Annotated in this window: 24 protein-coding genes; 2 read left to right on the forward strand and 22 right to left on the reverse strand. The window is 40.9% G+C overall.

What is annotated here, in order from left to right; genetic code table 11:
- Positions 1 to 76: 76 nt before the first annotated feature.
- From AC1DO4_RS08255 to AC1DO4_RS08265, 3 genes are read right to left on the reverse strand one after another with little or no spacing between them, the layout of a single operon-like run.
- Positions 77 to 769 (reverse strand): response regulator transcription factor, encoded by a 693-nt coding sequence (locus AC1DO4_RS08255; RefSeq protein WP_477414709.1) that lies wholly within the window; start codon positions 767 to 769, stop codon positions 77 to 79.
- A gap of 3 nt (positions 770 to 772) precedes the next feature.
- Positions 773 to 2,419, reverse strand: coding sequence for a sensor histidine kinase (locus AC1DO4_RS08260; protein ID WP_477414711.1), 1,647 nt, complete (start codon positions 2,417 to 2,419; stop codon positions 773 to 775).
- 5 nt (positions 2,420 to 2,424) lie between these two features.
- Complete coding sequence (locus AC1DO4_RS08265) at positions 2,425 to 4,314, reverse strand: alpha/beta hydrolase family protein (RefSeq protein WP_477414713.1); 1,890 nt, start codon at positions 4,312 to 4,314, stop codon at positions 2,425 to 2,427.
- Positions 4,315 to 4,466: 152 nt separating this feature from the next.
- On the opposite strand from AC1DO4_RS08265, the gene AC1DO4_RS08270 reads away from it, so the two are divergent.
- The gene (locus tag AC1DO4_RS08270) at positions 4,467 to 6,272 is read left to right on the forward strand and encodes a tetratricopeptide repeat protein (RefSeq protein WP_477414715.1); all 1,806 of its coding nucleotides are present in this window, start codon (positions 4,467 to 4,469) and stop codon (positions 6,270 to 6,272) included.
- Between the two features lie 163 nt (positions 6,273 to 6,435).
- Positions 6,436 to 6,738, forward strand: a complete 303-nt coding sequence (locus AC1DO4_RS08275; RefSeq protein WP_477414717.1) for a DUF4286 family protein — start codon at positions 6,436 to 6,438, stop codon at positions 6,736 to 6,738.
- Between the two features lie 69 nt (positions 6,739 to 6,807).
- Here the strand turns inward: AC1DO4_RS08275 and AC1DO4_RS08280 are convergent, their stop codons facing one another.
- From AC1DO4_RS08280 to AC1DO4_RS08370, 19 genes are all read right to left on the reverse strand, one after another.
- Positions 6,808 to 7,614 carry an OmpA/MotB family protein gene (locus tag AC1DO4_RS08280; protein ID WP_477414719.1) on the reverse strand — a complete coding sequence of 269 codons (807 nt, stop codon included), beginning with the start codon at positions 7,612 to 7,614 and terminating at the stop codon, positions 6,808 to 6,810.
- 22 nt (positions 7,615 to 7,636) lie between these two features.
- Positions 7,637 to 8,299 carry a DUF2461 domain-containing protein gene (locus AC1DO4_RS08285; protein WP_477414721.1) on the reverse strand — a complete coding sequence of 221 codons (663 nt, stop codon included), beginning with the start codon at positions 8,297 to 8,299 and terminating at the stop codon, positions 7,637 to 7,639.
- Positions 8,277 to 8,552 (reverse strand): hypothetical protein, encoded by a 276-nt coding sequence (locus AC1DO4_RS08290; protein ID WP_477405471.1) that lies wholly within the window; start codon positions 8,550 to 8,552, stop codon positions 8,277 to 8,279. The genes AC1DO4_RS08285 and AC1DO4_RS08290 overlap by 23 nt, the downstream gene beginning before the upstream one ends.
- Positions 8,553 to 8,711: 159 nt before the next feature.
- Entirely contained in the window at positions 8,712 to 8,990 is a 279-nt protein-coding gene (locus AC1DO4_RS08295) for a hypothetical protein (RefSeq protein WP_477414723.1), read from the reverse strand.
- Positions 8,991 to 9,211: 221 nt separating this feature from the next.
- Positions 9,212 to 9,787 (reverse strand): DUF420 domain-containing protein, encoded by a 576-nt coding sequence (locus AC1DO4_RS08300; RefSeq protein ID WP_477414725.1) that lies wholly within the window; start codon positions 9,785 to 9,787, stop codon positions 9,212 to 9,214.
- Positions 9,788 to 9,792: 5 nt separating this feature from the next.
- The gene (locus tag AC1DO4_RS08305) at positions 9,793 to 10,491 is read right to left on the reverse strand and encodes an SCO family protein (protein WP_477414727.1); all 699 of its coding nucleotides are present in this window, start codon (positions 10,489 to 10,491) and stop codon (positions 9,793 to 9,795) included.
- Positions 10,491 to 10,835: a cytochrome C oxidase subunit IV family protein gene (locus AC1DO4_RS08310; protein ID WP_477405463.1), complete on the reverse strand. Its 345-nt coding sequence runs from the start codon at positions 10,833 to 10,835 to the stop codon at positions 10,491 to 10,493. The genes AC1DO4_RS08305 and AC1DO4_RS08310 overlap by 1 nt, the downstream gene beginning before the upstream one ends.
- An 11-nt stretch (positions 10,836 to 10,846) precedes the next feature.
- A complete protein-coding gene (locus tag AC1DO4_RS08315; RefSeq protein ID WP_477414729.1) occupies positions 10,847 to 11,569 on the reverse strand; it encodes a cytochrome c oxidase subunit 3 in 723 nt (240 codons plus the stop codon).
- A gap of 21 nt (positions 11,570 to 11,590) precedes the next feature.
- Entirely contained in the window at positions 11,591 to 12,175 is a 585-nt protein-coding gene (locus AC1DO4_RS08320) for a cytochrome c oxidase subunit 3 (protein WP_477414731.1), read from the reverse strand.
- 5 nt (positions 12,176 to 12,180) lie between these two features.
- Positions 12,181 to 13,044, reverse strand: coding sequence for a heme o synthase (gene cyoE / locus AC1DO4_RS08325; RefSeq protein WP_477414733.1), 864 nt, complete (start codon positions 13,042 to 13,044; stop codon positions 12,181 to 12,183).
- Positions 13,041 to 14,102: a COX15/CtaA family protein gene (locus AC1DO4_RS08330; RefSeq protein WP_477414735.1), complete on the reverse strand. Its 1,062-nt coding sequence runs from the start codon at positions 14,100 to 14,102 to the stop codon at positions 13,041 to 13,043. The genes cyoE and AC1DO4_RS08330 overlap by 4 nt, the downstream gene beginning before the upstream one ends.
- A gap of 138 nt (positions 14,103 to 14,240) precedes the next feature.
- Positions 14,241 to 16,130: a cytochrome c oxidase subunit I gene (locus tag AC1DO4_RS08335; protein WP_477414737.1), complete on the reverse strand. Its 1,890-nt coding sequence runs from the start codon at positions 16,128 to 16,130 to the stop codon at positions 14,241 to 14,243.
- 19 nt (positions 16,131 to 16,149) lie between these two features.
- Positions 16,150 to 17,343: a cytochrome c oxidase subunit II gene (locus tag AC1DO4_RS08340; protein ID WP_477414739.1), complete on the reverse strand. Its 1,194-nt coding sequence runs from the start codon at positions 17,341 to 17,343 to the stop codon at positions 16,150 to 16,152.
- A gap of 47 nt (positions 17,344 to 17,390) precedes the next feature.
- Complete coding sequence (locus tag AC1DO4_RS08345) at positions 17,391 to 18,656, reverse strand: quinol:cytochrome C oxidoreductase (protein WP_477414741.1); 1,266 nt, start codon at positions 18,654 to 18,656, stop codon at positions 17,391 to 17,393.
- Positions 18,657 to 18,668: 12 nt separating this feature from the next.
- Positions 18,669 to 19,253, reverse strand: coding sequence for a c-type cytochrome (locus AC1DO4_RS08350; RefSeq protein ID WP_477402667.1), 585 nt, complete (start codon positions 19,251 to 19,253; stop codon positions 18,669 to 18,671).
- A complete protein-coding gene (locus AC1DO4_RS08355) occupies positions 19,237 to 19,773 on the reverse strand; it encodes a DUF3341 domain-containing protein (RefSeq protein ID WP_477402666.1) in 537 nt (178 codons plus the stop codon). The genes AC1DO4_RS08350 and AC1DO4_RS08355 overlap by 17 nt, the downstream gene beginning before the upstream one ends.
- A gap of 2 nt (positions 19,774 to 19,775) precedes the next feature.
- Positions 19,776 to 21,248: an NrfD/PsrC family molybdoenzyme membrane anchor subunit gene (gene nrfD / locus AC1DO4_RS08360; protein WP_477414743.1), complete on the reverse strand. Its 1,473-nt coding sequence runs from the start codon at positions 21,246 to 21,248 to the stop codon at positions 19,776 to 19,778.
- A 27-nt stretch (positions 21,249 to 21,275) separates the two neighbouring features.
- A complete protein-coding gene (locus AC1DO4_RS08365) occupies positions 21,276 to 24,332 on the reverse strand; it encodes a TAT-variant-translocated molybdopterin oxidoreductase (RefSeq protein ID WP_477414745.1) in 3,057 nt (1,018 codons plus the stop codon).
- 37 nt (positions 24,333 to 24,369) lie between these two features.
- Positions 24,370 to 25,632 (reverse strand): c-type cytochrome, encoded by a 1,263-nt coding sequence (locus AC1DO4_RS08370; protein WP_477414747.1) that lies wholly within the window; start codon positions 25,630 to 25,632, stop codon positions 24,370 to 24,372.
- Positions 25,633 to 25,762 lie beyond the last annotated feature (130 nt).

Consider the following 25,762-nt stretch of genomic DNA (forward strand, 5'->3'; position numbering starts at 1 on the left):
AGAAGCATAAAAACATTAATAAACTCAATTTAAATAGCTTCTTAGTAATCTTGCAATTGACGAGAAAGAAAACATTTTACTGATTATACACAAACTTATACCCTATGCCCCTTACTGTTTGTAAATATTGCGGCGAATCGGCATTGGTTTCTATTTTTTTGCGCAAACGTACTATATGCATATCCAGCGTACGGGTGTTTACATCGGCATTGTAGCCCCAAACTTCCATCATCAGTTCTTCGCGGTTAATTACCTTATTCTTGTTTTTCAAAAAGTAAAGCAATATCCGGTTCTCCAGTATAGTAAGTTCAATTTTACGGCCATCCCTTATCAGCAGGTGCGTATTGGGCAAGTGTTCCATATTGGCAAACTTGTACGATTCTGCTTTTTCACTATTCAGACTGAACTTGATCTTATTATCAATCATAGCCACCAGCACATCCATATTAAACGGTTTGGTAAAATAGTCGGATACCCCAAAGTTATAGGCTTCAATTTTGTCAACATCCTGGGCTTTGGCGGTCATAAGTATCACCAGCTTATCGTAGCCCTTTTCCCTGATGTTGGCGCAAACTTCAGATCCGGGTTTACCGGGCAGCATCCAGTCAAGCAGTACAATGTCTGGCTGTTCGGCCAGTATCATAATCTCTGCATCGTCGCCGTTATCGGCCTCCAAAACTTTATACCCCTCGGTTTGCAAACGCTCTGCAACCAGGAAACGCAGGTTCTCATCATCTTCAACCAGCGCGATCTTAATTTCTTTGTTCATATTTTAATTTTCGTTTGGAAGCGTAACTATAAATTCCGAGCCCTCATTAATTTTACTGTTAACCGTAATCTCTCCGTTCATAAAATTAACCAGCTCTTTACAAAATGCCAGGCCTAAACCTACGCTTCCGTTTTGGTTATATTGGTTCTCTATCCGGTAAAATTTTTCAAATACGTTGTTTTGTTCGTTTTTAGGGATTCCTATTCCCCTATCAATAAAAGAAAATACAATCTTTCCTTTTCTCTGCGTTATATTTATATTAAGTTCCTTTTGCCTGGGGTGCGAATATTTGTAAGCATTTTCAATCAGGTTTTGAAAAACGCTGCCCAAAAGTACCGGATCTGTGTAAAAACTATGTACGCCTTCTGCCGTATAGTTCAGCTTAAAATCGGGGTACTTAATTTTAAAAGAACCAATATACCGGCCCACAAAATCGTTAACAATAATTTTTTCTTTTTTAATGCTAATAGATTTATTTTCAAGCTGGGTGAATGATAACAATTTATTCATCAAATCGTTTAGTTTATCTGCCTCTTCATCCAAAATTTTACCATAGTGCTTGCGTTGTCGTTCGGTAAGTTCCCCATCCCCTTTAAGGTTTGACCCTGCAATTTTTATTACGCTAACCGGGGTTTTAAACTCATGTGTAAAGTTGTTAATAAAATCATACTGTAGTTTAAACAACTTGATGTTCACATTAAGATTACGGTAAATGAGCCAGCCTATAAGCACCAAAAAAAGCGTTATCAATAATACGGCTGCCCCTATAGGCATAAACCTACGGTTAGTTTCGGCGGTTAAATAACCTTGCTCCGAACTAAAAAACAATTTATAATCAGAAAAGGCACCTGGAAACGATACTTCGGTTATTAGTTTATTCCCTTCGCTGTCAATRGGATCATACACTACCGGTTGTATGGATACATTTTGGTAAAGCTCATGATGAGTATTTTTTACCTTGAGTAAAAAAGGATCAAGGTAAAAGGTCACCATATTTTGCTTATAGGAGTCTGAGAGTGTACTACGGTGTTGCAATTCGCGGTATACCTTAACATCCTGCCGCCGCAAAATATTGGTATAAGTTATTTTATTAGGCTTAACATCCCAAAAAGTTTTGTACAACTCATCCTGGTCGGATACCCGGGTTGTATCAGAAAAAGTTATATAACTGCTTAACTTGGCAGCCATTTCCCTAAAATCAGATTCATCGGCAGGGTGTACCTGTTTTGCGCCCCATATTTTACCTTTTTTATGACCAAATAAATAAGTGGCTTTAAGTGATATAGTGAGGTTATTTCTGCGGGTAGATATTGGCATGGTATGCCCGCCGATAACTGCATCGTAAAAAACCACTTTTTTAACAAAACCATAATCATGAAAAACAGAGCCGGCGTATTTCCCCGCCGATGCCGAATCAAGGAAACCCTGGTATGATGTTATTTCGGGTATTTTATTCTGAAAGAAATCATTGTATGGCTTGATGGTTTGCTCCAGCACTTCAATTTTTTTGGAGGCAAACTCGTTCTCTACATACTTTGAGGTGAGGTTATAGGAAATAAAAAGTGCAACAACAAAAGTAATGGATATGAGCACCAGGAAAATGATGATCAGCGAAAAGTTTTTGCGGTAAACATTCTTTTGTGCCGGCATAACCGTTATGGTTTAACCCTCATATTATTATCCAGGAATTTTTCTATCTCGGTATACATTTCAAGGCGGTTTCGCTCGCTTCTAAAAAAAGCACGTTCATTGGGCTTTAAAAAATACTTCACATCTACATCATGCTTACGCAATTCGCGCACAAATTGGTTCAGTTCGCTGATGTTGGCCCGCTGATCCTTAGCTCCCTGGAAAATAATCAGCGGCACTTTTATCTTATCTGTATGAAAAACCGGCGAAATAGCCCGAAACTGATCTGCATCCGTTTCCGGGTTGCCAACCATTTCATAGGTCATTTTTAAATAAGGCTTAAAAAAAGGCGGTGCATCTTTAATATAGGTAAAAAAGTTTATCAACCCATACTGTACAACTGCACAGTTATATAGCTCAGGGTGAAAAGATACACCATATAAAGCAGAGAAGCCACCAAAACGACCGCCAAAAATGGCTATCTTTTTAGGGTTAGCTATTTTTTTGTCTATAAGCCAATGCACTCCATCGGTTATATCGTCCTGTATTTTACCTCCTACCTGTTTGTATCCTGCACTTCTGAAGGCCTTCCCATAACCGGTTGATCCACGGTAGTTCACCTGGAAAACGGCATAGCCACGATTGGCTAAAAATTGTACCTGCTCATCATATCCCCATGAATCGCGGGCCCAGGGACCATCATGCGGCATGACTACTATGGGCAAATTAGTTTTTTTATTACCCAACGGCATGGTTAAATATCCGTTTATGATTAGCCCATCTGTTGCTTTGTACGATATAGGCTGCATGGCACAAAGTTCATCGGGCACCAGCGATGAGTTAAGATCACCCAGTTTGATTAACTTGCCGGTAATTTTCTCATAAAGATAGTACGCCCCCGGGGTTCGGTCGGTATAAGTATACAATATAAATTTGTTCTCCGAGCTATCCCGATCAACTACCCTAATTTCAGCACCCTTAAGCTGTTGCTGTAAATTTTTATAAATATTCTCAATATCAGCCGCCAAAAAATGCTTTCGGGGTTTGGCTTCTTCCCATCCGGCAAACTCAACCCTTTGTTTGCTTTTTGAGTATTCTACATACATTATATCGGCTTTGCTGCAACTAAAAATGGTTTTTTGCTCCTTGCCATCTTCTGCATTAATTTCAACCAGCGCCATTTTATCACGATTGACGTTGGATAGCGCATAGAAATTGTTTTTCACCCCGGTGAAAGCTATGGGCCTTACCGAATTTTTGAAATTATTTTGAATGACAGGCTTAAAAGGCGCAGCGTCATAGGGCCGGTATAAAATAGCCTCATCAACTCCATCCGAAGATTTAACCAGGCGAATCTTCCCATCAGCATCCGGGAACCACTCTGTAATATTGCCTGGGTTTATAAGGTAAGGGGTAAGCTCGCCGGTTTTAATATTAAGCCGGTATACATCAAAATTAGCAGGGTCGCGCTTATTCATCCTCACGGTGATAATATCCGGCTGCTGCCTGCTGCGGCTAACCAGGCTTACCTTTACTTTTTCGAGCGACAAAATGATGCGCACTTTATGCTTTGATGCATCAAGCGCATACATTTTAAAGCCGTCATTTGCTACAATATCCTGGTTAAAAACCAATTGGTTATTAAAGGTCCAAAAGTAATCGCCCCGTACCGGATAATCCTCAAAGGAGGTTTCCATATGTTCGCTACCATCTGTAAGCGATTTAATAAACAGGTTCTGTTTATCCCTGTACGGTTTTAAATAACATATGTATTTGCCATCGGGCGATATTCTGAAAAAACTTTTTTCGGGCGTTTTAAAAAAATCAACAATAGGGATCTGCTTTACATGATCTTTGCAGGAACATATAACTGTAAAAACACCAATAAACAAAAAAATCTTTAACCGGCTCAACATATTTAGTTTTACCCCATTTTATTAATCAGGTCAAATTAGATAAAATTAGTTGACGATAACAAAATGTCACTACAATTTTACCCGGTGCATCCTTATACGAATATTACCCCCCAACGGTCATGTTATAATATTAATTCCCTATTTTTGAATAGATGAGGGCTTTATTTGCAATTATTGTTTTTGTTTCGCTTGGATCGGCTAAATTGTTTGCACAGAACAATGAACTTCAGCTGGCCACGCAATATAATGCTAATGGCGAACCTCAAAAAGCGCTTGAAATTTATCAGAAACTATACAAGCAAAATAATGAATCGTATTATTCCTATTACATAAACACCCTGCTCAGTCTTAAAAAATTCGATGAGGCCGAAAGTGTTGCCAAAAAGCTAACACGCAAGCACCCCAACGTTAATGAATATCAAATTGTACTGGGCACTATTTATACACAGCAAGGCAACCTTGATAAAGCCGATGCGATTTACGACAATTTGCTTAAAAATTTACCGGCAGACCAAATGGAAATTGCCAACCTGGCCAACCAGTTTTATCAGAATGCCAATATTGATTACGCTATCAAAATATTTCTACAGGGTCGTAAGCTACTCAAAAGTGATGAAGCCTTTACTTATGAACTGATAAACCTTTATCGGTTTAAACGGGATAAGGTATCTCTTATCGAAGAGTATCTTAACTTTCTGCCATCAAACCCCAGCTTTATTACCCAGGCCGAAACCACCTTTGCCAACATATTTGAAGGAGATACCGATTATAATTTACTTAAAACTGCAATACTAAGACGGATACAAAAAGCCCCGCAACAAACCATTTATGCCGAACTGCTTACCTGGCAATATATGCAGCAAAAGGAGTACGATCTTGCTCTTAACCAGGCGTTGGCTCTCAGTCGCCGGCAAAATGATGAAGGGAACAGTATTTATGAACTTTGCCGAACGCTGAACTCCAACGAGGCCTATGATGTTGCTATTCGCGGGTATGAGTATATTATTGCAAAAGGCGTAAGCAATCCCTTGTATATTCCCGCTAAAATTGAGCTTATCAATACCAAAAACCAAAAGATCACTGCAGGCAAATATCTGCCGGCAGACCTATTAGGCCTGGAGCAGGATTACATGGCCTTGCTTACCGAATTTGGCCGGAATAACAATACCGTTTTTGCTATGCAAAAACTGGCCAATCTGCAGGYTTTTAAACTGCATAAAATTACCGACGCCCAAAAATTACTGGAAAGCGCTGTAACCATCCCGAACATCCGCACCGACCTGCTTGCCTCCTGCAAACTCGACCTTGGAGATGTTTACCTGTTAAATAACCTGCCCTGGGAAGCAACCCTTTTATACAGCCAGGTTGAGAAGGATTTTCCAAATACCGCCATTGCACAGGATGCCAAATTCCGAAACGCCAAACTGGCCTATTATACAGGCGACTTTACCTGGGCAAAAGGGCAACTTGATGTATTAAAAGCTGCAACATCGCAGTTGATAGCCAATGATGCACTTAACTTGCTGCTGCTTATCAACGACAATACCACTGCTGATAGTTCCGGAGCTGCCCTCAAAATTTATGCCCGTGCAGATCTGCAGATCTTTGCCGAACAGCCTGCCAGGGCCCTGGTGGCACTTGACAGTATCGACAAAAAATTCCCAGGCAACAGCCTCAATGATGATATCCTGATGGCAAAATCGCGCATTTTTATACAGCAGAAAAATTACGTTGATGCCGTTGCCCTGCTTAAGAAGATCTTCGATGATCATCCAACGGAGCTGTGGGCCGATGATGCTGTTTTTATGCTGGGCGATATTTACGAGAACCACCTTGATGATAAAACCAACGCCAAAACCTGGTATCAAAAAATCATCACCGATTATCCCGGCAGTTTATGGATCAATGAAGCACGAAAGCGATTCAGGCTACTGAGGGGAGATAAAACGGATTCATAAGTTGGTGAGTGGTTGATTAGGTGAGTGGTCAGATGGTTTTAAATTCATGATCAATCGACCATGCATTTGTTGAGCCCCCTCAACCATTCACTTAATCAACTACTCACCTAATCAACCAATCACCATTCACCTAATCAACTTAAATACCTATTTTTGCACCACCATGATTGTATACAACGACACTATAATATTGGATGAAACCATCCAGGAAGAATGGCTTCATTACATGAAAACCATTCACATACCGGCCGTAATGGCTACCGGGCTTTTTACCTCATACCGGATATTAACTGTAATTGATTCTCCAAACGAGGGGGTTACCTACTGCGTTCAATACCATGCAGATAGCATTGAGCATTTTCAGCAGTATTATATGAATCACCTTCACAAGCTCCAGGCCAGCCATCAGCAAAAGTTTGATGAAAAGTTTGTAATCTTTAATACTTTGATGGAAGAGGTGGAATAAAGCCTCTCCCGAAAGTTTCACCACATTTATAATGAAAAAGCTCCCGGAAACATTTCGGGAGCTTTTTCATTATTTAGTTATCAGGTTATATAGTTCATCAAGTTTAGGGGTAAGCACTATCTCTATCCTCCTGTTCCTGGTTCGGGCTTCGTCAGTGCCGGCAGCATCAATTGGCTGAAACTCGCCTTTCCCGGTAGCCGTTAACCTGTGCGGATCAACCATTTCTACTTCGGTAAGGTATCGGGTTACGGATGTTGCACGCAATACACTCAGATCCCAGTTATCTTTGATCTGGCCCAGGTTCTTTACTTTTTTATCGTCGGTATGGCCTTCTACTGCCATGTTGATGTCTGGTTCTTTATTCAATACTTCTGCCAGTTGTTTCAGGGCCTGTTTACCTTTATCATCAATTGTTATACTGCCCGATGGAAACAGCAATTTATCGGTAAGCGAAACATATACTTTACCGTTACGGATATCAACCGTTAACCCGCTTGCCTGGAAACCCAACAGGGCCTTTTGTAATTTATTCTTGAGCGCATTTGTGGCTTCATCACGCTTTTTCAAAATATCTTCCACCTCCTTTAAACGGGCTTCGCGTTTTTGCAGATCAGCAGCCAGCTGATTGGCTTTGGTTGATGTAACATCGAGATTATTGGTAAGGGAACTGTTGTTGCTTAGCAAATCGCTTATTTGCCGGTGCAGGCGCATGGTATCGCTCTGCAATTGTGCAAGCTGCGATTCCAAAGTTCCGGTACGGGTATTTAATGAATCGCGTTGAGCCAATAATGATCTGTACTCCTTGGGCGATAATATTTTGCATGAGCTAATGGCTATGCAAAAAGCAGCGGCTAATAATAGATATTTAGTTTTCATGTGGTTAATTTTCAAGTTGTTGTTATGCGAGTGCATTCTTTAGGAAAACGTTCAGCGGATATATTTTGCTGCACATATCAGCTACCAGCTGTACTGCACCATCTTTTGTGATATCCTCATCGGATATTTTATGCCAGGCTACAAAGCTTTTCAACTTTAGCAGGTCGATATTTTCATTTTCAGCGCTATACTCTCTGGGAACAGACTTTAACTGCTCTTGTTTTCTGAAATCGCCAAATAATTCGATAAAGGCTTTATCATCAATAATCTGCTTCAATGCAGATGCGTTATAATCTATCTCCTGGCGTATGGCTTTCAAGTGCGCAGCCTCGGGCATCCAGTAACCACCGGCAATAAATGAGTTTCCCGGCGAAATCTGCAAATAGAACTCCGCACTGCTGCCTTTTAAGCCCGCAGAAGGGATACTTACGCCGAAATTATCTTTATAAGGAGTTTTATTTTTGCTGAAACGGATATCGCGATAAATTCGCATTACCCGTTTTTTAGGATCCATAGTTTCATCAATCGCCGGATCTATCTTTTGCAGTTTGGCGAGCAACTGCCCTGTGAAGTCAATTACATTTTCACGGGCAGTATCGTAACGTTCTTTATTGGCCAAAAACCATTCGCGGTTATTATTTTGAGCCAGATCTTTTAAAAATTCAAGACTTTCCTGGTATATCATCAGTATCTAAATAGGCCTGGTAATGTATTTTGGGCGATAGCCAATATAACAAAAGCACACGCGAATATCTGAAATTTATAGGCGCCAGTACAAGGCAGCCTAAAATAATTACACTAAGATATAACCAGGGCGAATCGGAATTGTGCGTAATTAAATATGTAAGCCAGGCCAGGCCTAATGCTTCGCCCACATTTAGCGCATAGCTTACGTACATAGCTGCGTAAAAATATCCAGGTTCTATCTCAAAATGCATATTGCAATGCGGGCAATTGAGGTTTATTTTATTTGAAAAGCTATACGCACCTCCCTGAAACATATCTCCACGACGGCATCGCGGGCATTTACAATGAAGCATCGCCCATGATTTTGGTGTTTCCGGCATGTTAATAAATTAGGGGAGTATATAAATTACTTAATTAAGGTTCAGTTTTTCGTCGCGCATGTTAAGGTTAACATTTTTACGGCGATATTTTTTGTACCAAATATACCCGCCGGCAGCAACTGCAAAGTAAGGCGCACCTAAAAGAAACAGAATGCCTTTATTTAAGCCTTTAGCTGCGTTACCGCCGCTTTTAGTATTTGTTTCAACAGTGGCAGCACATTGCGCGCATTGTGCTTTTACAGGCTGCCTTGCGCATACCATAAGCCCAAAGGCCATTACGAAAAGAATGATTTTTGAAACTCGTTTCATACTACAAATTTAACTAATTATTATTAGAAATAGAATCGCATACTTACGAAGATAGTTGAGGGCAAAGATGTCGTCTAATTCCATAAATTCCGGTTCAGACAATGCGATAGGGATGGAAATGGATACCGGCCAGTGAGCGTAATGCCTGCAGGCGTATGAATGCACAGCCCGGGCCAAAGGCATCGCTAAAATAAAGCCTGCCAGACTATATTGTCTGCCTGTTAAAAATGATAGTACGGCCTTATCATTAAATAAACCACTACACCGCTTACCGTTACAAATAACCATATCGGGAATGCCCAGCGTACCAGTTTACGGTGCTTTTCTACCTGCATTTGCAGGCCACGGTAAAAGCTTAGTAATATCAGCGGTAAAACACCGGCTGCCAATACAATATGCGGAATCAAAATGCTGAGATATATGGTACGCAGTACACCAATAGATTCACGCTCGTCAATTGAAAGTATTCCGTCAAAATTGGCATCACCGTAGAATGTATCATTACGCATCAGGTAATGAAACAGGATGTACGATACCAGGAATGTAGATGATAAACAAAATGTAACAATATTAAGCCTTTTATGAACCTTTATGTTGCCTTCCTTAATAAAGTAAAGTGATGTAAGTAAAAGCACAGCACAGGTGCCATTCAATACGGCATTCAGCATAGGCAGGTATGGCGTAAACGCCGGGGCTACTGCCGGACCGGGGATAAGGTGGCGGTTTAAAACAACAACTACCAGTACCACAAATATGGTGACCGATGCCACAAAACGGAAAATAAATTTATCGGTCATATCACTTAGTATAAGGCTTTATCAACTTTACGCAACTCTTCTGCAATCAGTACTTTTATTTCGTCGTTAAGTCGGTTAACATCGGTGGTATTGGCACCCGAATAATATCCCCTGATGTGTTTATCCTGGTCAATAAGGATCAGCTTATCGCTGTATATAAAATCATCCTTGCCTGTTTGTACCGCATCAACTAAAAAGCCTTTACGGGCCAGGGAATAGATAGATGTAGTGTCGCCAGTTAAAAATACCCAGCGGTTTGATTCGGGCTTATAGCTTTGCAGGTATTTTTTTAAAACATCCGGGGTATCGCGCTCAGGATCAACGGTAATGGAGGTAAAATATACCATCTTGTTTTTCCAGTAAGTTCCCACCAGGTAGCTTAAATTTTTATTGATGGTAGTACATACGGTTGGGCAGTGGGTATAAAAAAAACTGGCTACAAATATTTTGCCTTTCAAGTCGCCTTCTGTAAACTGTTTACCATCCTGATCGGTAAGCTTAAAAGCTGGGACCTTGTAATAGTTGGTATCAGGGATATCTTTGCCGTGAAACCTGTGTGTGGTTTTGGCTACTTCCTTTGGGCCGAAAAAGCTGAGTGGCTTGTAACGGTTTTTACCTTTTGCGGTTAGTAAATAATACAAAAATCCTGGTACTGCTAATATGAGCACCAGGACTGTAATTTTTTTCCAGATGGCAGCTTTCATTACCCCCTCAGGTCAATCCAGTGGTGGCTCTCGTTAGTAAGTACCAGGATTAAACCGATTATAAATATAATTGGAACTATAATAGCTAATGCCAAACCCAATTTTTCGAACTTTAAGTGCATAAAGTAAGCTACAATGTAAAATGCTTTAAGCAGTGTTAAAACTATATACACAGGATTTGCAACTCTTAGATACTCTGGATGACCAGGCACAACAACCAATGCTATAATGAATTCAACACAGGTAATGGCCAATAATATAAAAAACACCTTCCAGATTTTTTTCCGGGTCATTGTTTCATGCTCACCGCCTTCGTGATGAACTTCGTGTGATTCTGACGACATATATAATTTTATTAAACTAAGTAAAAGAATGTAAACACAAATACCCAAACCAGATCTACAAAGTGCCAGTAAAGACCTACTTTTTCAACCATTAAATAGCTGCCGCGTTTTTCATAGGTACCTCTTAACACATTAACGGTGATAATAATATTGATTATAACCCCTGTAAATACGTGAAAACCGTGGAAACCTGTGATGGTAAAGAATAAGTTGGCAAACTCCTGGGCTGTTAAATGCCTTGCAGCATCGGTGCCACCAGCGTTAAAAAACTTACCTAATTCTTCAATAGCTGGTGTACTTCCCCACCAGAAACCTTCATGATGCAGGTGGCTCCACTCTAATGCCTGGCAACCCAGGAACATAAAACCGCCAATAATTGTAGCTACCATCCACCATAAAACTTCTTTCTTGGCATTACGATGGCCAGCCTCAACAGCTAATACCATGGTAACCGAGCTCATGATCAGGATAAAGGTCATCAAGCCCACAAAAACTAACGGCGCTCCGCTATCTAACAAGCCGGGTACCGATTRGAAAACTTTATCTGCTGCGGGCCATACACTTGCGCTAAAACGCAGTGAGCCGTAAGAAATTAGTAATGACGAAAAGGTAAATGCATCCGAAAGGAGAAAAAACCACATCATAATTTTTCCGTACTCAACATTGAAGGGAGATCTCCCTCCTGACCACGGAGTTGTTTTTACTTCATCAATTTGTGATACTGTTGTACTCATTTGTACTTAAATAATGGTGTGTTAATTTTGGTTCAAAAGTAAAAAAACATACAGATAAATCCATATAATTCCGAGAAAATGCCAAAAAATAGAAGTCATTTCCATTTTAAACATATTTCGTACCTGTGGAATGTTCCTGTATGTGCCCCAAAGGGTATTTAATAATAATAAGATAGCTGCAATAATGTGTATTAAATGCGTACCCGTAAAGGCATAAATAAACGAACGTGATGCATTGGGATCGGTAAAATAGATGCCCATTTTATACGTTAACACGTACCATGCGTAAATCTGTATGGCAAAAAATGCCAAACCCAGCATAAATGTTAACCATAAATACAGTTTCTGTTCGCCAAACTGTAATCTCTTAGCCGCCCTCTGGGCTAATAGCAACGTACCACTGCTTAATATAATAGCAGCCGTACTATAAATAAAAGCGCTGGGCATAATTACATTAAGGCCGTGCCCCTTGCCCCCACTATAAACAATAAACCCGCTGGTTAAAGCCGCAAAAAACATAAACGATGTGAAGATAAAAATCCACATGTTGAATTTTTTTGGCGCCAGATCAAGCCTGTCATTATTTTTCTGAATCGAAGCCATCATTACTTTCACTTTCCTATAAAATCAAATAAAAACATTAGCTGCACAACAGGCAAATACATAAACGATCCAAACATCAGTTTGCGGGCCGCCTCTATTTGCCGGGTACGCAACAGGCCATAAGCCTGGTATAAAAATATTATACTACATACCAATGATACCCCAGCCAACCAGTAACCACCATGGTGATAAAAATATGGCAGTAAACTTACGGGCAACAGTATCAATGTAAATATAAAGGTAATTATCGCACTTCCTAAATTTCGGTTTCCCGTTGGTAATAGCCTAAACCCGGCCAGCTTGTAATCATCATCCAAAACCCAGGCAATAGCCCAAAAATGCGGAAACTGCCATACAAACTGGATTGCAAATAATATTAAAGCTATTTCATCAATACGGCCATGCTGCTGGGCGGCCACATAACCAATAAGCGGCGGCAATGCACCTGGTATAGCACCCACAAACACTGCTATGGGCGATTTACGCTTTAATGGCGTGTAAGCAAAAGCATATAACAATATCGAAAATACCGATAATAACCCGGTTAGCAGGTTAAGGCTGCCTAACAGGTAGGTTCCGGCCATTCCCATAGCTAAACTTAAAACCAATGCCTGCCCGGTAGTCATTTTCCCCGAAGGAATTGGGCGGTCCATGGTACGCTTCATCAACTTATCCAAATCTTTTTCAATGATCTCGTTAAAACCATTAGCTGCCGATGTTACCAGGAAACCACCAATAATCAGTTTTACCCAGTTTATCCAATCAATATGACCGTTTGCCCTGCTGCCTATCAAAAATGAAATAGAGGCCGAAAACACTACCAAAAAGGTAAGCCTTAATTTTATCAGTTTTGAAAAATCAGTCCACTTCATTTACTTCCCCCTCTAACATTAACCGACTGATGCAAATTCAACAGCAAATAAAATTGTGCTCCAAATACCAAACTCGCCAATAAAATATGTGCTGCCTGTGCAACTGGCGGCAGCGCCCAATATGATAATAATATCCCTGTAACTATCTGCAGCATAATCATCAAAAAGTTAAAGCTCATTAACTGCTGATGGATAGAATGCCTGTTAAAACGCTTACGTACCAATGCATATAATACCACGTTTATTATAAATATCAAAATGGCCATGTCCCTGTGATGCGCAAAGATCTCGCCTGCGTTAACAACCCAACTGTTGCGGTAACCACCCTGAAAGTGGGTTGCAACCGCATCTATCTTTTCCCTTACCTCGGTGCCAAAAGTGATCTGCAGGATACTTAATAACAAGGCTACCAAAGTGATAATATAAATAAGCGGGTTGGTATTCAACTTACCAATGCCGTAAACCTTTGCCAAATGATAGGTATAGATGCACAATCCCAATATAGCCAGCGCCAGCAGCATGTGTACCGTAACTATCCACGCCACTAAGTTTGTTGATACCACTATAGATCCTAACCATGCCTGAAAACCTACCAGTATAACGTTTAGTATACTTAATACTGTTATTTTTTTATCCTTACTCCAATAGCTAAATGAATATATGGCCGAAAGAAGCAGGAAAATACCAGATATAGCTCCTATTAAACGATTAATATATTCTGTCCAGGTTTTGCCCGCGTTGAATTCTTCCGGGATTAAAATGGATCTGTCTTCGCGAATGCGTTTCGCCAAATCACTATAACCAAATATATCCAGCGTTTTGGCGAACCGCTGATTTTTAGCTAAACGCCGATCAGCATATTTCTGCTTATAATCTTTAGGTAAATCGGCACTGCTTGTTGGCGGTATAAACCTGCCAAAACATTTTGGCCAGTCGGGGCATCCCATTCCCGACCCTGTACTACGCACAACACCACCGGCAAGTATCAAAACAAAAAGAAGAACGATTGTTATGAGGTTGATTTTTTGAAATCGTTTATTACGTGCGGCTATGCTCATTTAAATATTTCTAAAAATTTAGGGTACCTTATTAAGTCGGAAGTTCTTAAGTCTTAAGTTCTGAGTTGTAACTGAGAACTTAAGACTTCCGACTTAAGACTTAACACGGTACCCTAAAAGATCAGATCAGTATTAAAATTATTTTACTTTCTCTTCAGCTTTCAGCGTACTGTTAAACTTGTTTAGCTCCGCTAAACCCGCCGGGTTATCTTCAAAATCATGAGGAAGATTTGAGCTCATGGTTTGTGAAAAAGGAACAGTTTGCGGGATAAAATCCTCTTCGGCACCTGGCTTGCTGTAATCATAAGGCCAACGATAAACAGTTGGTATTTCACCCGGCCAGTTACCATGAATATGCTCCACAGGGGCTGTCCACTCCAGGGTATTTGACTCCCATGGATTCTGCGTTGTTTTTTTACCGGCAAATATCGATACGACAAAGTTATATAAGAAAGCCACCTGTGCTAACGCTGCCATGATAGCAGCCCAGGTAATAAATGTATTGATAGTTAACCATTTTTGCATTGATGCAAATTCAGTAAATGCATAGTAACGACGTGGTACACCATCCAATCCCATAAAGTGCATCGGGAAGAATACCAGGTAAGCACCGATGAAAGTTAACCAAAAGTGAAGGTACCCTAACTTCTCGTCCATCAGTTTACCAAACATTTTAGGGAACCAGTGATAAACACCGGCAAGCATACCAAATATAGCTGCAGAGCCCATTACCAGGTGGAAGTGAGCTACAACAAAATAAGTATCATGTAAGTTGATATCCAGTGCAGCATTACCCAGGAAAATCCCGGTTAAACCACCTGATATAAAGAATGACACCATACCAATAGCAAACAACATTGCAGGTGTAAACCTGATGTTACCGCGCCATAGCGTTGCCAGCCAGTTAAATGTTTTTACCGCCGATGGAACCGCAATGATCAGCGTAGTGATCATAAACACCCCACCAAGGAACGGATTCATACCGGTTACAAACATATGGTGCCCCCATACGATGAATGATAATACGGTAATACCTATCAGTGAGTAAACCATCGCGTGGTAACCAAAAATTGGTTTACGTGAGTTTACCGACATTACCTCAGACGAAATACCCATCGCCGGCATAATTACGATATATACCTCGGGGTGACCCAGGAACCAGAATAAATGCTGGAACAGGATTGGGCTACCTCCTTCATAAGGCTGCTGTACACCATTTAATACGATATCAGAAAGATAGAAGCTTGTACCAAAGCTACGGTCAAATATCAACAATACAACACCGGCAACCAATACCGGGAATGCAAGGATACCCAATATAGCGGTAAGGAATAAAGCCCAGATGGTTAAAGGCATTTTCCAAAGATCCATACCTTTTGTACGCATATTTAATACGGTACTAACATAGTTGATACCCCCCATTAAGGATGAAGCAACAAACATTACCATACTAATAAGCCACAAGGTCATGCCCTCACCAGAACCAGGCATAGCTTTCGGCAATGCCGATAACGGCGGATAAATTGTCCAGCCACCACTGGCAGGGCCTTTTTGAACCAGGAATGATGATAACATTACCACACTTGCCATAAAGAAGAACCAGTATGATAACATATTCATGAATGGCGAAGCCATATCACGGGCGCCTATCTGCAAGGGAATCAATAAGTTGGCAAAAGTACCGCTCAAACCGGCAGTTAATACAAAGAATACCATAATGGTACCGTGAATAGTAACCAGTGACAGGTAAAACTCGGTACTGATACGCCCGTTTGGAGCAAAATGACCCAATAATGTAGTCAACAACGGGAATGTTTTATCTGGATAAGCCAGCTGGATCCTGAAAAGTATTGATAATATCATTGCGATAACCGCCATAGTAATACCTGTGATAAGGAATTGCTTGGCAATCATTTTATGATCCATGCTAAATATGTATTTAGACACGAAAGTTTCGTTATGGTGATGTTCGTGACCGTGTTCGTCGTGATGTGCTACTCCGTGATCGTGAACTGCTAATGTTGACATATCGCTCTTTTATCTTATATTAATTATTTAACGCTAACCTATTTTGAGACACTGTTTGTTGCGGTTCCGCGGCTGCGAAATGCAATTCCTTCCTTAACCCATCGGTTAAGTACGGTTTTTGGTGTGATAACCATGTCTGGTATTCGGCTTCAGAAACTACACGCACTATTTTTTGCATGTTATAGTGACCGCCACCGCATATTTTATTACAGTACACTAAGTACTCAAATTTAGGGTCGTCCAATCGGGTGCGCATTTGCGCAGTAGTAATAGTTGGGGTAAATTTAAAATAGGTTGGCAATCCCGGTACGGCGTTAAGCTGAACCCTGAAGTGTGGCATGTAAACACTATGGATAACATCCTGGGCTTGTATATTTAACCTTACAGATCTGTTTACCGGCAGGTACATGGTATCGGCAGATAAATCGTCAAAGCTGCTTTTCCTCTTGAAATTAACACCCAGTTTGTTTGATGCAGTAGTTAGTTTAAAGTCTTTAGGGCCTAATTTGCCGTCCTTACCGGGATAACGTAGTTCCCAGGCAAACTGGTGACCGGTTATATCAACATCAATGGCTGCAACTTCGCCCTTAGCATCAGTGTTATCCATAATTGTTTGCCAGGTAAAAAATCCGAAGACAACCAATATAGTTAATACTATAGCAGGTACTATGGTCCATACTTTTTCGATGGTATTATTATGCGGTAAAAAGTGTGCCCTGCGTTTATCAGAGTGACGGTATTGAAATAAAAACCCAAACAATAATATTTGCGTAATAAAAAACACGATCATCGTTAACACCGTTGTAACGGTGAACATCTCATCAATTTTAATACCGTGAATAGAGGCTGCTTCCGGTAAGGTCATGCTTCCCTGAACTGTAAATGACCAATAGGCACCATATATACCTGCAAGCAGGAACGCAAGGCAAATAAAGCCCATTACGTTGTTCCATTTAAGCCCTTTTTTACCCTGGATTTTAAGGGTAAGATCGTAGATCTTTAAAATTTTACCTACTACAGCCACACCAACACATATCAGTAAAAACAAAAGCAAATAATAGGCAACGCCGGTCCAATCAACTTGGGGGGCCTCTTCGGTAGTACCCGCTGCTGCAGCTTGTGTTTGCGCAATCACCAGGTTAGTGCCCATAAGCATAAACGCAGCGAAAAACGATAGTAAGAATTTAGAATTTATTAATTTTTTGAATGCCATTTTAATGTTTGTTTGGTATTCTGTACTTGTTGCAAAAATAACAATTATTATATGTGATGATGAAGGCTCTCCTGCAGGAAAGGGTGTTTTTTAGGAATTATTGATTTGAACTTGCTTAGTGCATTCATCGTCAAAAATACAAACAACCCAACAAACCCTATTGCCACACCAACTTCAATCCAAAGTATTTCGGTATACCATTGCGATGTTGGACCTACCGTGCCTGGCATTACCATTTGAAAATAATCAAGCCAGTGGCCAATAATTAAAACATAACAGGTAACCTTTAATACTTTTGTAGTACGCTTTGAATCACGAGACATGATTATCAATAACGGCGCTAAAAAGTTGATAACAATATTTAACCAGAACCACGGTTTAAATTCGGGTTCCCATCTGCGTAAAAAATAAACTGTTTCTTCAGGGATGTTGGCGTAGTAGATCAACAGGAACTGTGCAAACCAAACATATGTCCAAAAGATAGAAAAACCAAACATTAGCTGGCCAAGGTTATGCAGGTGATCCTGTGAAATCCACTGCATGTAACCGTTTTCTCTTAATTTAATAATAGTTAAAGTAATAATAGCTAAACAGCTAACCCACATAGCGGCAAAGTTATACCAGCCAAACATTGTTGAAAACCAGTGAGCTTCTAATGACATGATGGTATCAAAAGCAAATATTGGTGAGGTAAACCCAAATATTACCAAAAATAAACATGATATGGTAAAGCTTTTACGATAGTAAAACATCCCCCCCAACTCATCTTCACCTTCTGAGTATTTAACAAGCAGCCAACCCAAAATAACGTAACTACCCAAAAATACAACCATACGTACCAAAAAGAAAGGTTGATTTAAAAATACCGATTTACCTGCTATAATGGGATCATAATTAGCATTACCCTTAACTGCAACACCAGCTATGTTCCACAATTTATATAAATAAGGTGCAACAACCTGCTTGCCTTCAATTTCGGTACTGTGTGTAATATTTAAGCCGGCTATTACTACTACCAATAATATAATAGCGGCTATTGGCAGTGTTTTAGCAAATGCCTGTGGAATACGGATCAATGAAGCCGACCAACCTGCCTGCGCAACATATTGTAATGCGCAGAAAAATACACCTGCCATGCAAACACAGGCGAAGTAATAACTCATCAGCAATAAATTTGCAAATGTGCGTTCGCCAAATCCGGTCAAAAACCCGGCAAGTATGGTTATAACCCCCACTGCTATGGCAGCCAGGCTATATGTTTTTACCTTGCCGGTAAATTCAAATTGCTCGTCAAAACTATTATGAGTGCTCATTCAATTTTATTCTTATAAAGTTTGTAAATGGTGAACATACATGATCACTTTCCAGCGCTCTTCAGGGTTAAGCTGTGAGGCATATGAACCCATGGCGTTTACACCGTATGTAATGGTATGATAAATTTTACCGTCTGTTAAATCTTTCATTGCGCCGCCACGTGATGACTGTCCGCTTGAATACGATGGCGGAGGTGGATAACCGTGTTTTACCACTTCTCCATCACCAAGCCCCTTTTCGCCATGGCATGGCGAGCAAAAGTGCTCAAACAAAATCTTGCCATCTTTATAATTGGCCTGAGTTTGTGCCAAAACAGTTTTAACCTCAACACTTGCCAGTTCATAACCATCCTTTGTGTTGGGATAATCAAACTTGGTAAAGCCTACCGGAATAGTTCCGGCCGGTGGTACCTGGGCGGTTTTACCATCTTTAAAGTTAGGGTTCTTTTGATCGGGATCGTAAGCGGTGTGCTCATACATGTTAGGGGCATACTCCCAGCCAGTACTTCTTTTATCTTTGCACGATGTTACAACTATCGAAGCAGCGATAATGATAACTATTGTTCCTAATATTCTAAATTTATTCATAGCTAACATATTTTCTGTCGTTATGCTTAACTTCTACAGCTCCTGCTTCTTTTAATAAATTGGTGATATCTGCATGCGGTGTATTACCTTTTGCATCAATGGCGATAACAAATTTGTCGTTAGTGGCACGCAGGTCCATTACCCTTGGCGCACGGCCCGGGAAAAGGTGCGTTGCAAAAAAGAAAGTAAACGTCATCCCAAAAGCAGTCCATAACACAGTCCACTCAAAGGTTACCGGTACAAAATCTGGTATGGCAAAAGCATTCTTTCCACCTATGTTGGTAGGCCAGTCATGTACCAGCATGTAGTAAACCATGCTAAACATAATGGTACCACCTAAACAGCCGAACATGAACGCTGCATAACCCAAACGCGAATCCTTGATACCTAATTTAGCATCAATACCATGAATTGGACAAGGTGAATAAACGTCATAAATAGGTACGCTACTCTTTTGTAATTTATCGATCCCGTGCATCAGATCATCCGGATCATCGAAAATGCCTAATATATATTTGGTGCTACTCATTTTTATACTTTTTCGTATGAAGACTGTTCAACACTATCAAACTTACCTAATGAGCTAACATAAAACTCAGCCTCGGCTGGTTCAACATGGCCATTTGCAAGTATTTTTCTTTTAGCTTGCTCACTTGAGCTTTTAAGTATCAGCTTCACCTCGGCCATAGCCACTGAAGGCAGCACCCTTATAAATAAAAGGAACATGGTGAAGAATAAACCTATTGAACCGATAAAGACACTTACATCAACCCAGGTTGGATAAAACATGGCCCAGCTTGACGGGATATAATCGCGGTGTAGTGATGTTACGATAATTACGAAACGCTCAAACCACATACCGATGTTTACAACGATTGATAGTGTCCAGGCCAATGGAATATTGGTACGGATTTTCTTGAACCAAAATAACTGTGGTGTAATCACGTTACAGGTCATCATGCTCCAGTATGCCCACCAGTATGGTCCCGAGATACGGTTCATGAACGCGTATTGCTCATACTCGGCCTGTGAGTAAAATGCGATGAAAAGCTCTGTTAAATAAGCCACACCTACGATAGAACCTGTTAAAAGGATGATCTTATTCATCGATTCGATATGGAACATGGTGATGTAGTTTTCTAAGCCTAATACTTTACGTGCTACTAACAATAGTGTTTGCACCATGGCAAAGCCAGAGAAGATAGCGCCCGCAACGAAGTATGGAGGGAAGATGGTTGTGTGCCATCCTGGTTCCAGTGATGTTGCAAAGTCCATTGATACAATGGTGTGTACAGATAGTACCAGTGGTGTTGAGATACCTGCCAGGATTAATGACACGGTCTCGAAACGCTGCCAGGTTTTAACCGAACCTGTCCATCCAAATGACAACACTGAGTAAATACGGCGGCGTAAGCCTGTTGCACGGTCGCGGATGGTAGCGATATCAGGCAATAAACCTGTATACCAGAATACCAAAGAAACCGAGAAGTAAGTTGATATCGCGAATACGTCCCAGATAAGCGGCGAGTTCCAGTTAACCCATAATGAGCCGTACTGATTTGGTAAAGGCAATGAGTAAACTGCCATCCACGGGCGGCCCATGTGAGCACCGATATAGGTAGCAGCACAAATTACCGCAAAGATTGTCATGGCCTCGGCCGAGCGGTTGATGGAGTTACGCCAGTTTTGACGGAACAACAGCAATACCGCCGAGATAAGCGTACCAGCGTGACCGATACCTACCCACCACACGAAACCGGTAATATCCCAGGCCCATCCAACTGTTTTATTTAGTCCCCATGAGCCTATTCCAAACCAAAATGTGTAGCTGATGGCAAAAACCCAAAGCAGGGAGCCCAATGAAGCTACACTAAAACCGATCCACCAGGCTTTACCCGGCATATTTTCTACGGGGCGTAATACATCGTCAGTAATCTGACCGTAGGTGATGTTTTTACCCGTAATTAACGGTTCCCTTATTATTGATTCACTATGAGATGCCATATATTTTAATCTCTGTATATAAAAATTTTAAGCCTCTAATTCTGATAAATTCCTCACCTTAACCTGGTAACCAATACCTGGCTGAACGTTTAACTCTTCAAGCACGTAGTAAGTTCTTTCGCTCTGTAATGCTTTATAAACTTCTGAGTTTTTATCATTCCTGTTACCAAATACGATAGCATTAGCCGAACATGTTTGCTGGCAGGCAACCTTGATCTCACCATCCTTAAGCGGACGTTTTTCAATTTTGGCTTTTAACTTACCTGCCTGGATCCGCTGAACACACATCGAGCATTTTTCCATTACCCCACGGAAACGTGTGGTAACATCAGGGTTCAATACCAGTTGGGTATGCTCATTGTTCAGGTAGTTATCAAAACGAGAGTCGTTCCAATAGTTAAACCAGTTAAAACGGCGTACTTTATAAGGGCAGTTATTTGCGCAATAACGTGTACCGATACAACGGTTGTAAGCCATTTGGTTCAATCCTTCTGATGAGTGAACAGTTGCTAATACCGGGCATACTGTTTCGCATGGTGCGTGATCACAGTGCTGGCAAAGCATCGGCTGGTGAACTACCGACACATTATCAAAATTGGTAAGCTTAGCAATTTCCTTCTCTTCGGTTACCGCCTCTTCACTGTCGCCATGGTCGTTAAAGCTGTAGTAACGGTCAATACGGATCCAGTGCATTTCACGGCGACGTTTAACCTCATCTTTACCTACAACAGGAATATTGTTTTCGGCGCTACAAGCTACCACGCAGGCACCGCAGCCAGTACATGCATTAAGGTCAATGGCCATAACCCAGTCGTAAACAGGGCGGTCGTGATCATCCCAAAGGCTGGTTTTATTATAGTCCTTATGTTCGCCCTCGTTACCGCTACCGGCAGCAGGGTTCTTTTTGTATGCTGTAAATGAAGCTTCGCGGATAACACTCCTGCCCTCGTATGAGTGGTGAGTTTGTGTTTGCGCAAGCGGCGATATGATACCTGTTTTACCAAATGATGTAATAACAGCAGTAGTTTGCAATGTTCCGTTACGGAAGCTATAGAAAGGGAATGCGTTTTTACCTACATTATTACCTACCGTACCAGCACTTACCCGACCATAACCAACAGCAACCGATATAGTGCCTTGCGCCTGACCTGGCTGAGCCAATACAGGTACTTCAACAGTATAGCCATTAGCTTCAATTTTGATCACATCACCTTCTTCGTAACCAAGCTTCTTAATATCTGCCATTGACATAGCAGCAAAGTTATCCCATGTAACTTTAGATACCGGGTCTGGCAGCTCCTGCAACCATGGGTTATTGGCACGTTTACCATCGCCCATTGCTACTGATTGATAAACCTGCAATTCAAATTTATCACCGGATACCAGGCTGTTGCTATGATCTGATATAGTTTGAGCCACAGCGTTAAGATCATGGCTAAAAGTATAGACACCGGCTGCTAAAGGAGCAGTTTTGATCATACCTTTTTGCAGTAACTCTTCCCATCCTTTTTGACCGGATAAGCCGCCTTTTGCCAATAATCCGTTGTCCCAGGTGTTACGTACATAAGTATAGTAATCCTTAACAGGGCTCTCACTCCATACCAGTAAGCTATGCTCAGCCTGGCGGGTGTTATACACCGGGTTAATTGTTGGCTGTATTACGGTATAATAACCTTCTACAGCGTTGGCATCACCCCATGACTCTAAATAGTGATGATTTGGCGCTATTACGTTTGATAGTAAAGCAGTTTCATCATTATGATCTGAGAATGATATTTTTAAACGTACTTTTTTAAGTGCGTCGGTAAATTCTTTTGCTTTAAAGTAATCGTAAGCAGGGTTAGCGTTAAGGAATAATACCGCGCCAACCTGGCCAGCGGTTAATTCTTTTACAAACGCTACAAAATCCTGATCGTTACCGGCATATTGTTTTGATGCATTATCAAGGTCGATAGTACTACCATAGCTACCCAATATTGAGTTAATAGCATTTACTAAAGTTTGCGTAGCTACATCATTTGAACTTGCAACAACTAATGCTTTACCTTTTGCAGCAACCAATTCTTTAGCGGCAAGGGTGATGGCATTATCAATAGCTTTATTGCTTAATTTCTTTGACCCGGCTAAGCTTGTGCCTGCAACAGCATTGTATAAACTTAATAAGGCAACACCTTCTTCAGATGGTTTGATAGGATAGCGGTTATCGGCATTGGTACCAGTTAAGCTCATTCCTGCTTCAAACTGGATGTGGCGCGACATTTTTTTGCTTTCCAACGATTTGCTGTTACGGTTTGATACGTACTGGCGGGTAAACTCTTCGGGCGAGATCCAGGTACCCAGGAAATCAGCGCCAAAGCTTACAATCACTTCTGCTTTATCAAAATTGTAATGTGGTAATACGGCTTTGCCAAAGCTATTTTGATTAGCCTGGATAATACCTGTATAGGATACCGCATCATAATTGATATGCTTAGCGGTTGGATATTTTGCAACAAAATCAGCAATAACTGCTAAAGTAGACGGGCTGTGGATAGTTGAAGTAACTATTCGGATGCCTTTACCTGCAGCCGCAATAGCAGCAAGCTCACGTAAAACAAAAGCATCAACTTCGGGCCATGCCGCATCGTTGCCATCAATTTTAGGATCCTGTGTACGGTTTACATCATACAGGTCCAATACCGAGGCCTGTCCCTGTGCGCTTAACCCACCCTTTGCAAACACATCATGTGGGTTACCCTCAACTTTAATAGGGCGGCCTTCACGTGTTTTTACCAAAATAGCCTGTCCTTCATAAGTTGAAGAATAGTAGTTAGCTACACCAGGTGTAACTTCCTCAGGTTTTATAAGGTAAGGAATTGATTTATGCACAGGTACTTTTTGACAAGCGGCCAGTGTAACAGCACCAACACCAAAGCCAAGCGCCTTTAAAAAGTCGCGGCGGGGAGTTTTAGCCGATAAACCAGATCCGCTCAGCACTTCCTCAATAGGAATAGGCTCTGCAAACTCGTTTTTATTTTTCTCAACAAATTCTGGTGTTTTGTTTAGTTCTTCTAAACCTTTCCAGTATTTTTTATTGCTGTCCATTTAAGCTATATAAACTGTAATGCTAAATTCTTATTTATTAATAGTGACATTTACCGCACTCGATACCACCTAAAACTGCGGCAGTAACTTTCTCGCCTTTTTTAATCTTGTCGTGAGCTGCAAGTATACTGTCGTAATAAGCGTTTCCTTTACCGTTAACCTCGGTACGTTTGTGGCACTGTATACACCATTTCATGGTAAGCGGCGAGTATTGGTAAACCTCTTTCATGGTTTGAACAGGACCATGACAGGTTTGGCATTTGATACCGCCAACTTTTACGTGCTGCGAGTGATTAAAGTAAGCCAGATCCGGCAGGTTGTGTATCCTTACCCATTGAATAGGCTTGGCTGCTGTACTGTCATACTTCTGAGTTTTTGGATCATAACCCAAAGCATCATATATCTTATGTATTTCCGGCGATTCGGTTTTAACAACCTTGTGGCAGTTCATACATACGTTTAATGATGGGATAGAAGCATTTTTTGATTTATATGCACCTGAGTGACAGTACTGGCAATCTATTTTCATAGTACCGGCATGTAACTCGTGCGAGTATTTGATTGGCTGTACCGGCTGGTAACCTGTGTGTACGTTGGTGTTCCAAAGGGAAACCCATCCCCAGCTGCCCATTGCTATGGTACCGCATACAAGGATAAAGAATACCAGCTTTTTGTTTTTAAGGATCTTTTTAAGTAAAGCGTTCTTATCAACCGCAACCGGCTCCTCTTCAATTACAAGATCTTTGTTTTTTAACAGCAGGCGCTCTAATGTTCCAACAACTTTATTAAGTACTAATATTACAATGAAAGCGATTACAACAACGCCAACTAATCCCCAGATAACAAGACCGCTTGGACCTTCGTCAACTTTAGCTGCACCAGCATTATTAGCCGGGTTGGCTTTTGCATCCTGCATGGTTTTCCACTCAGCACGCACATAGGTAATAACATTACTTACATCCGCATCAGAAAGATCGGTAAAGGTAGTCATCGCCTTCTGCTCAAACTTATTGTAAATAAGCAGCGCTTTAGGATTTTTAGCGGCAATTAAAGCCTGGTTGTTCTGAATCCATTTGATAAGGTATTTATCATCTGTTTCTTCGGTAAGCTGTGGGCCAAGCGCCGGACCGGTCATTATCTGGTCGATCTTGTGACACGCCGTACATTTGGATTTAAAAATGGTTTCGCCTTTAGCAGCGTCCGTTTGTGCGTAAGCAGCAGAAAGACTTAAAAAAGCAAACCCAACAATCAGTAAAACTGATCTTGAGAATTGTTTAAAAATGAATGAGAAACTTCTCATAGAGTGTATTTATGCTAAATAATTTTTATATTAATGTTTATTCCGCTGTATTGATGTATGCGCCATCTGAATATTACAGGCACAAAAGTAAAATTTATTACAGTATCGCTGACACATAAATGACAGTAAC

This window comes from Mucilaginibacter sp. P5_A6, from assembly GCF_056400585.1.

What these genes read in the sequence shown, in the direction of transcription:
- AC1DO4_RS08255 (WP_477414709.1), bottom strand. Translation starts at nt 769, where the DNA reads ATGAACAAAGAAATTAAGATCGCGCTGGTTGAAGATGATGAGAACCTG.
- AC1DO4_RS08265 (WP_477414713.1), bottom strand. Translation starts at nt 4,314, where the DNA reads ATGTTGAGCCGGTTAAAGATTTTTTTGTTTATTGGTGTTTTTACAGTT.
- AC1DO4_RS08275 (WP_477414717.1), top strand. Translation starts at nt 6,436, where the DNA reads ATGATTGTATACAACGACACTATAATATTGGATGAAACCATCCAGGAA.
- AC1DO4_RS08280 (WP_477414719.1), bottom strand. Translation starts at nt 7,614, where the DNA reads ATGAAAACTAAATATCTATTATTAGCCGCTGCTTTTTGCATAGCCATT.
- AC1DO4_RS08285 (WP_477414721.1), bottom strand. Translation starts at nt 8,299, where the DNA reads ATGATATACCAGGAAAGTCTTGAATTTTTAAAAGATCTGGCTCAAAAT.
- AC1DO4_RS08290 (WP_477405471.1), bottom strand. Translation starts at nt 8,552, where the DNA reads ATGCATTTTGAGATAGAACCTGGATATTTTTACGCAGCTATGTACGTA.
- AC1DO4_RS08295 (WP_477414723.1), bottom strand. Translation starts at nt 8,990, where the DNA reads ATGAAACGAGTTTCAAAAATCATTCTTTTCGTAATGGCCTTTGGGCTT.
- AC1DO4_RS08300 (WP_477414725.1), bottom strand. Translation starts at nt 9,787, where the DNA reads ATGACCGATAAATTTATTTTCCGTTTTGTGGCATCGGTCACCATATTT.
- AC1DO4_RS08305 (WP_477414727.1), bottom strand. Translation starts at nt 10,491, where the DNA reads ATGAAAGCTGCCATCTGGAAAAAAATTACAGTCCTGGTGCTCATATTA.
- AC1DO4_RS08310 (WP_477405463.1), bottom strand. Translation starts at nt 10,835, where the DNA reads ATGTCGTCAGAATCACACGAAGTTCATCACGAAGGCGGTGAGCATGAA.
- AC1DO4_RS08320 (WP_477414731.1), bottom strand. Translation starts at nt 12,175, where the DNA reads ATGATGGCTTCGATTCAGAAAAATAATGACAGGCTTGATCTGGCGCCA.
- cyoE (WP_477414733.1), bottom strand. Translation starts at nt 13,044, where the DNA reads ATGAAGTGGACTGATTTTTCAAAACTGATAAAATTAAGGCTTACCTTT.
- AC1DO4_RS08330 (WP_477414735.1), bottom strand. Translation starts at nt 14,102, where the DNA reads ATGAGCATAGCCGCACGTAATAAACGATTTCAAAAAATCAACCTCATA.
- AC1DO4_RS08335 (WP_477414737.1), bottom strand. Translation starts at nt 16,130, where the DNA reads ATGTCAACATTAGCAGTTCACGATCACGGAGTAGCACATCACGACGAA.
- AC1DO4_RS08340 (WP_477414739.1), bottom strand. Translation starts at nt 17,343, where the DNA reads ATGGCATTCAAAAAATTAATAAATTCTAAATTCTTACTATCGTTTTTC.
- AC1DO4_RS08345 (WP_477414741.1), bottom strand. Translation starts at nt 18,656, where the DNA reads ATGAGCACTCATAATAGTTTTGACGAGCAATTTGAATTTACCGGCAAG.
- AC1DO4_RS08350 (WP_477402667.1), bottom strand. Translation starts at nt 19,253, where the DNA reads ATGTTAGCTATGAATAAATTTAGAATATTAGGAACAATAGTTATCATT.
- AC1DO4_RS08355 (WP_477402666.1), bottom strand. Translation starts at nt 19,773, where the DNA reads ATGAGTAGCACCAAATATATATTAGGCATTTTCGATGATCCGGATGAT.
- nrfD (WP_477414743.1), bottom strand. Translation starts at nt 21,248, where the DNA reads ATGGCATCTCATAGTGAATCAATAATAAGGGAACCGTTAATTACGGGT.
- AC1DO4_RS08365 (WP_477414745.1), bottom strand. Translation starts at nt 24,332, where the DNA reads ATGGACAGCAATAAAAAATACTGGAAAGGTTTAGAAGAACTAAACAAA.
- AC1DO4_RS08370 (WP_477414747.1), bottom strand. Translation starts at nt 25,632, where the DNA reads ATGAGAAGTTTCTCATTCATTTTTAAACAATTCTCAAGATCAGTTTTA.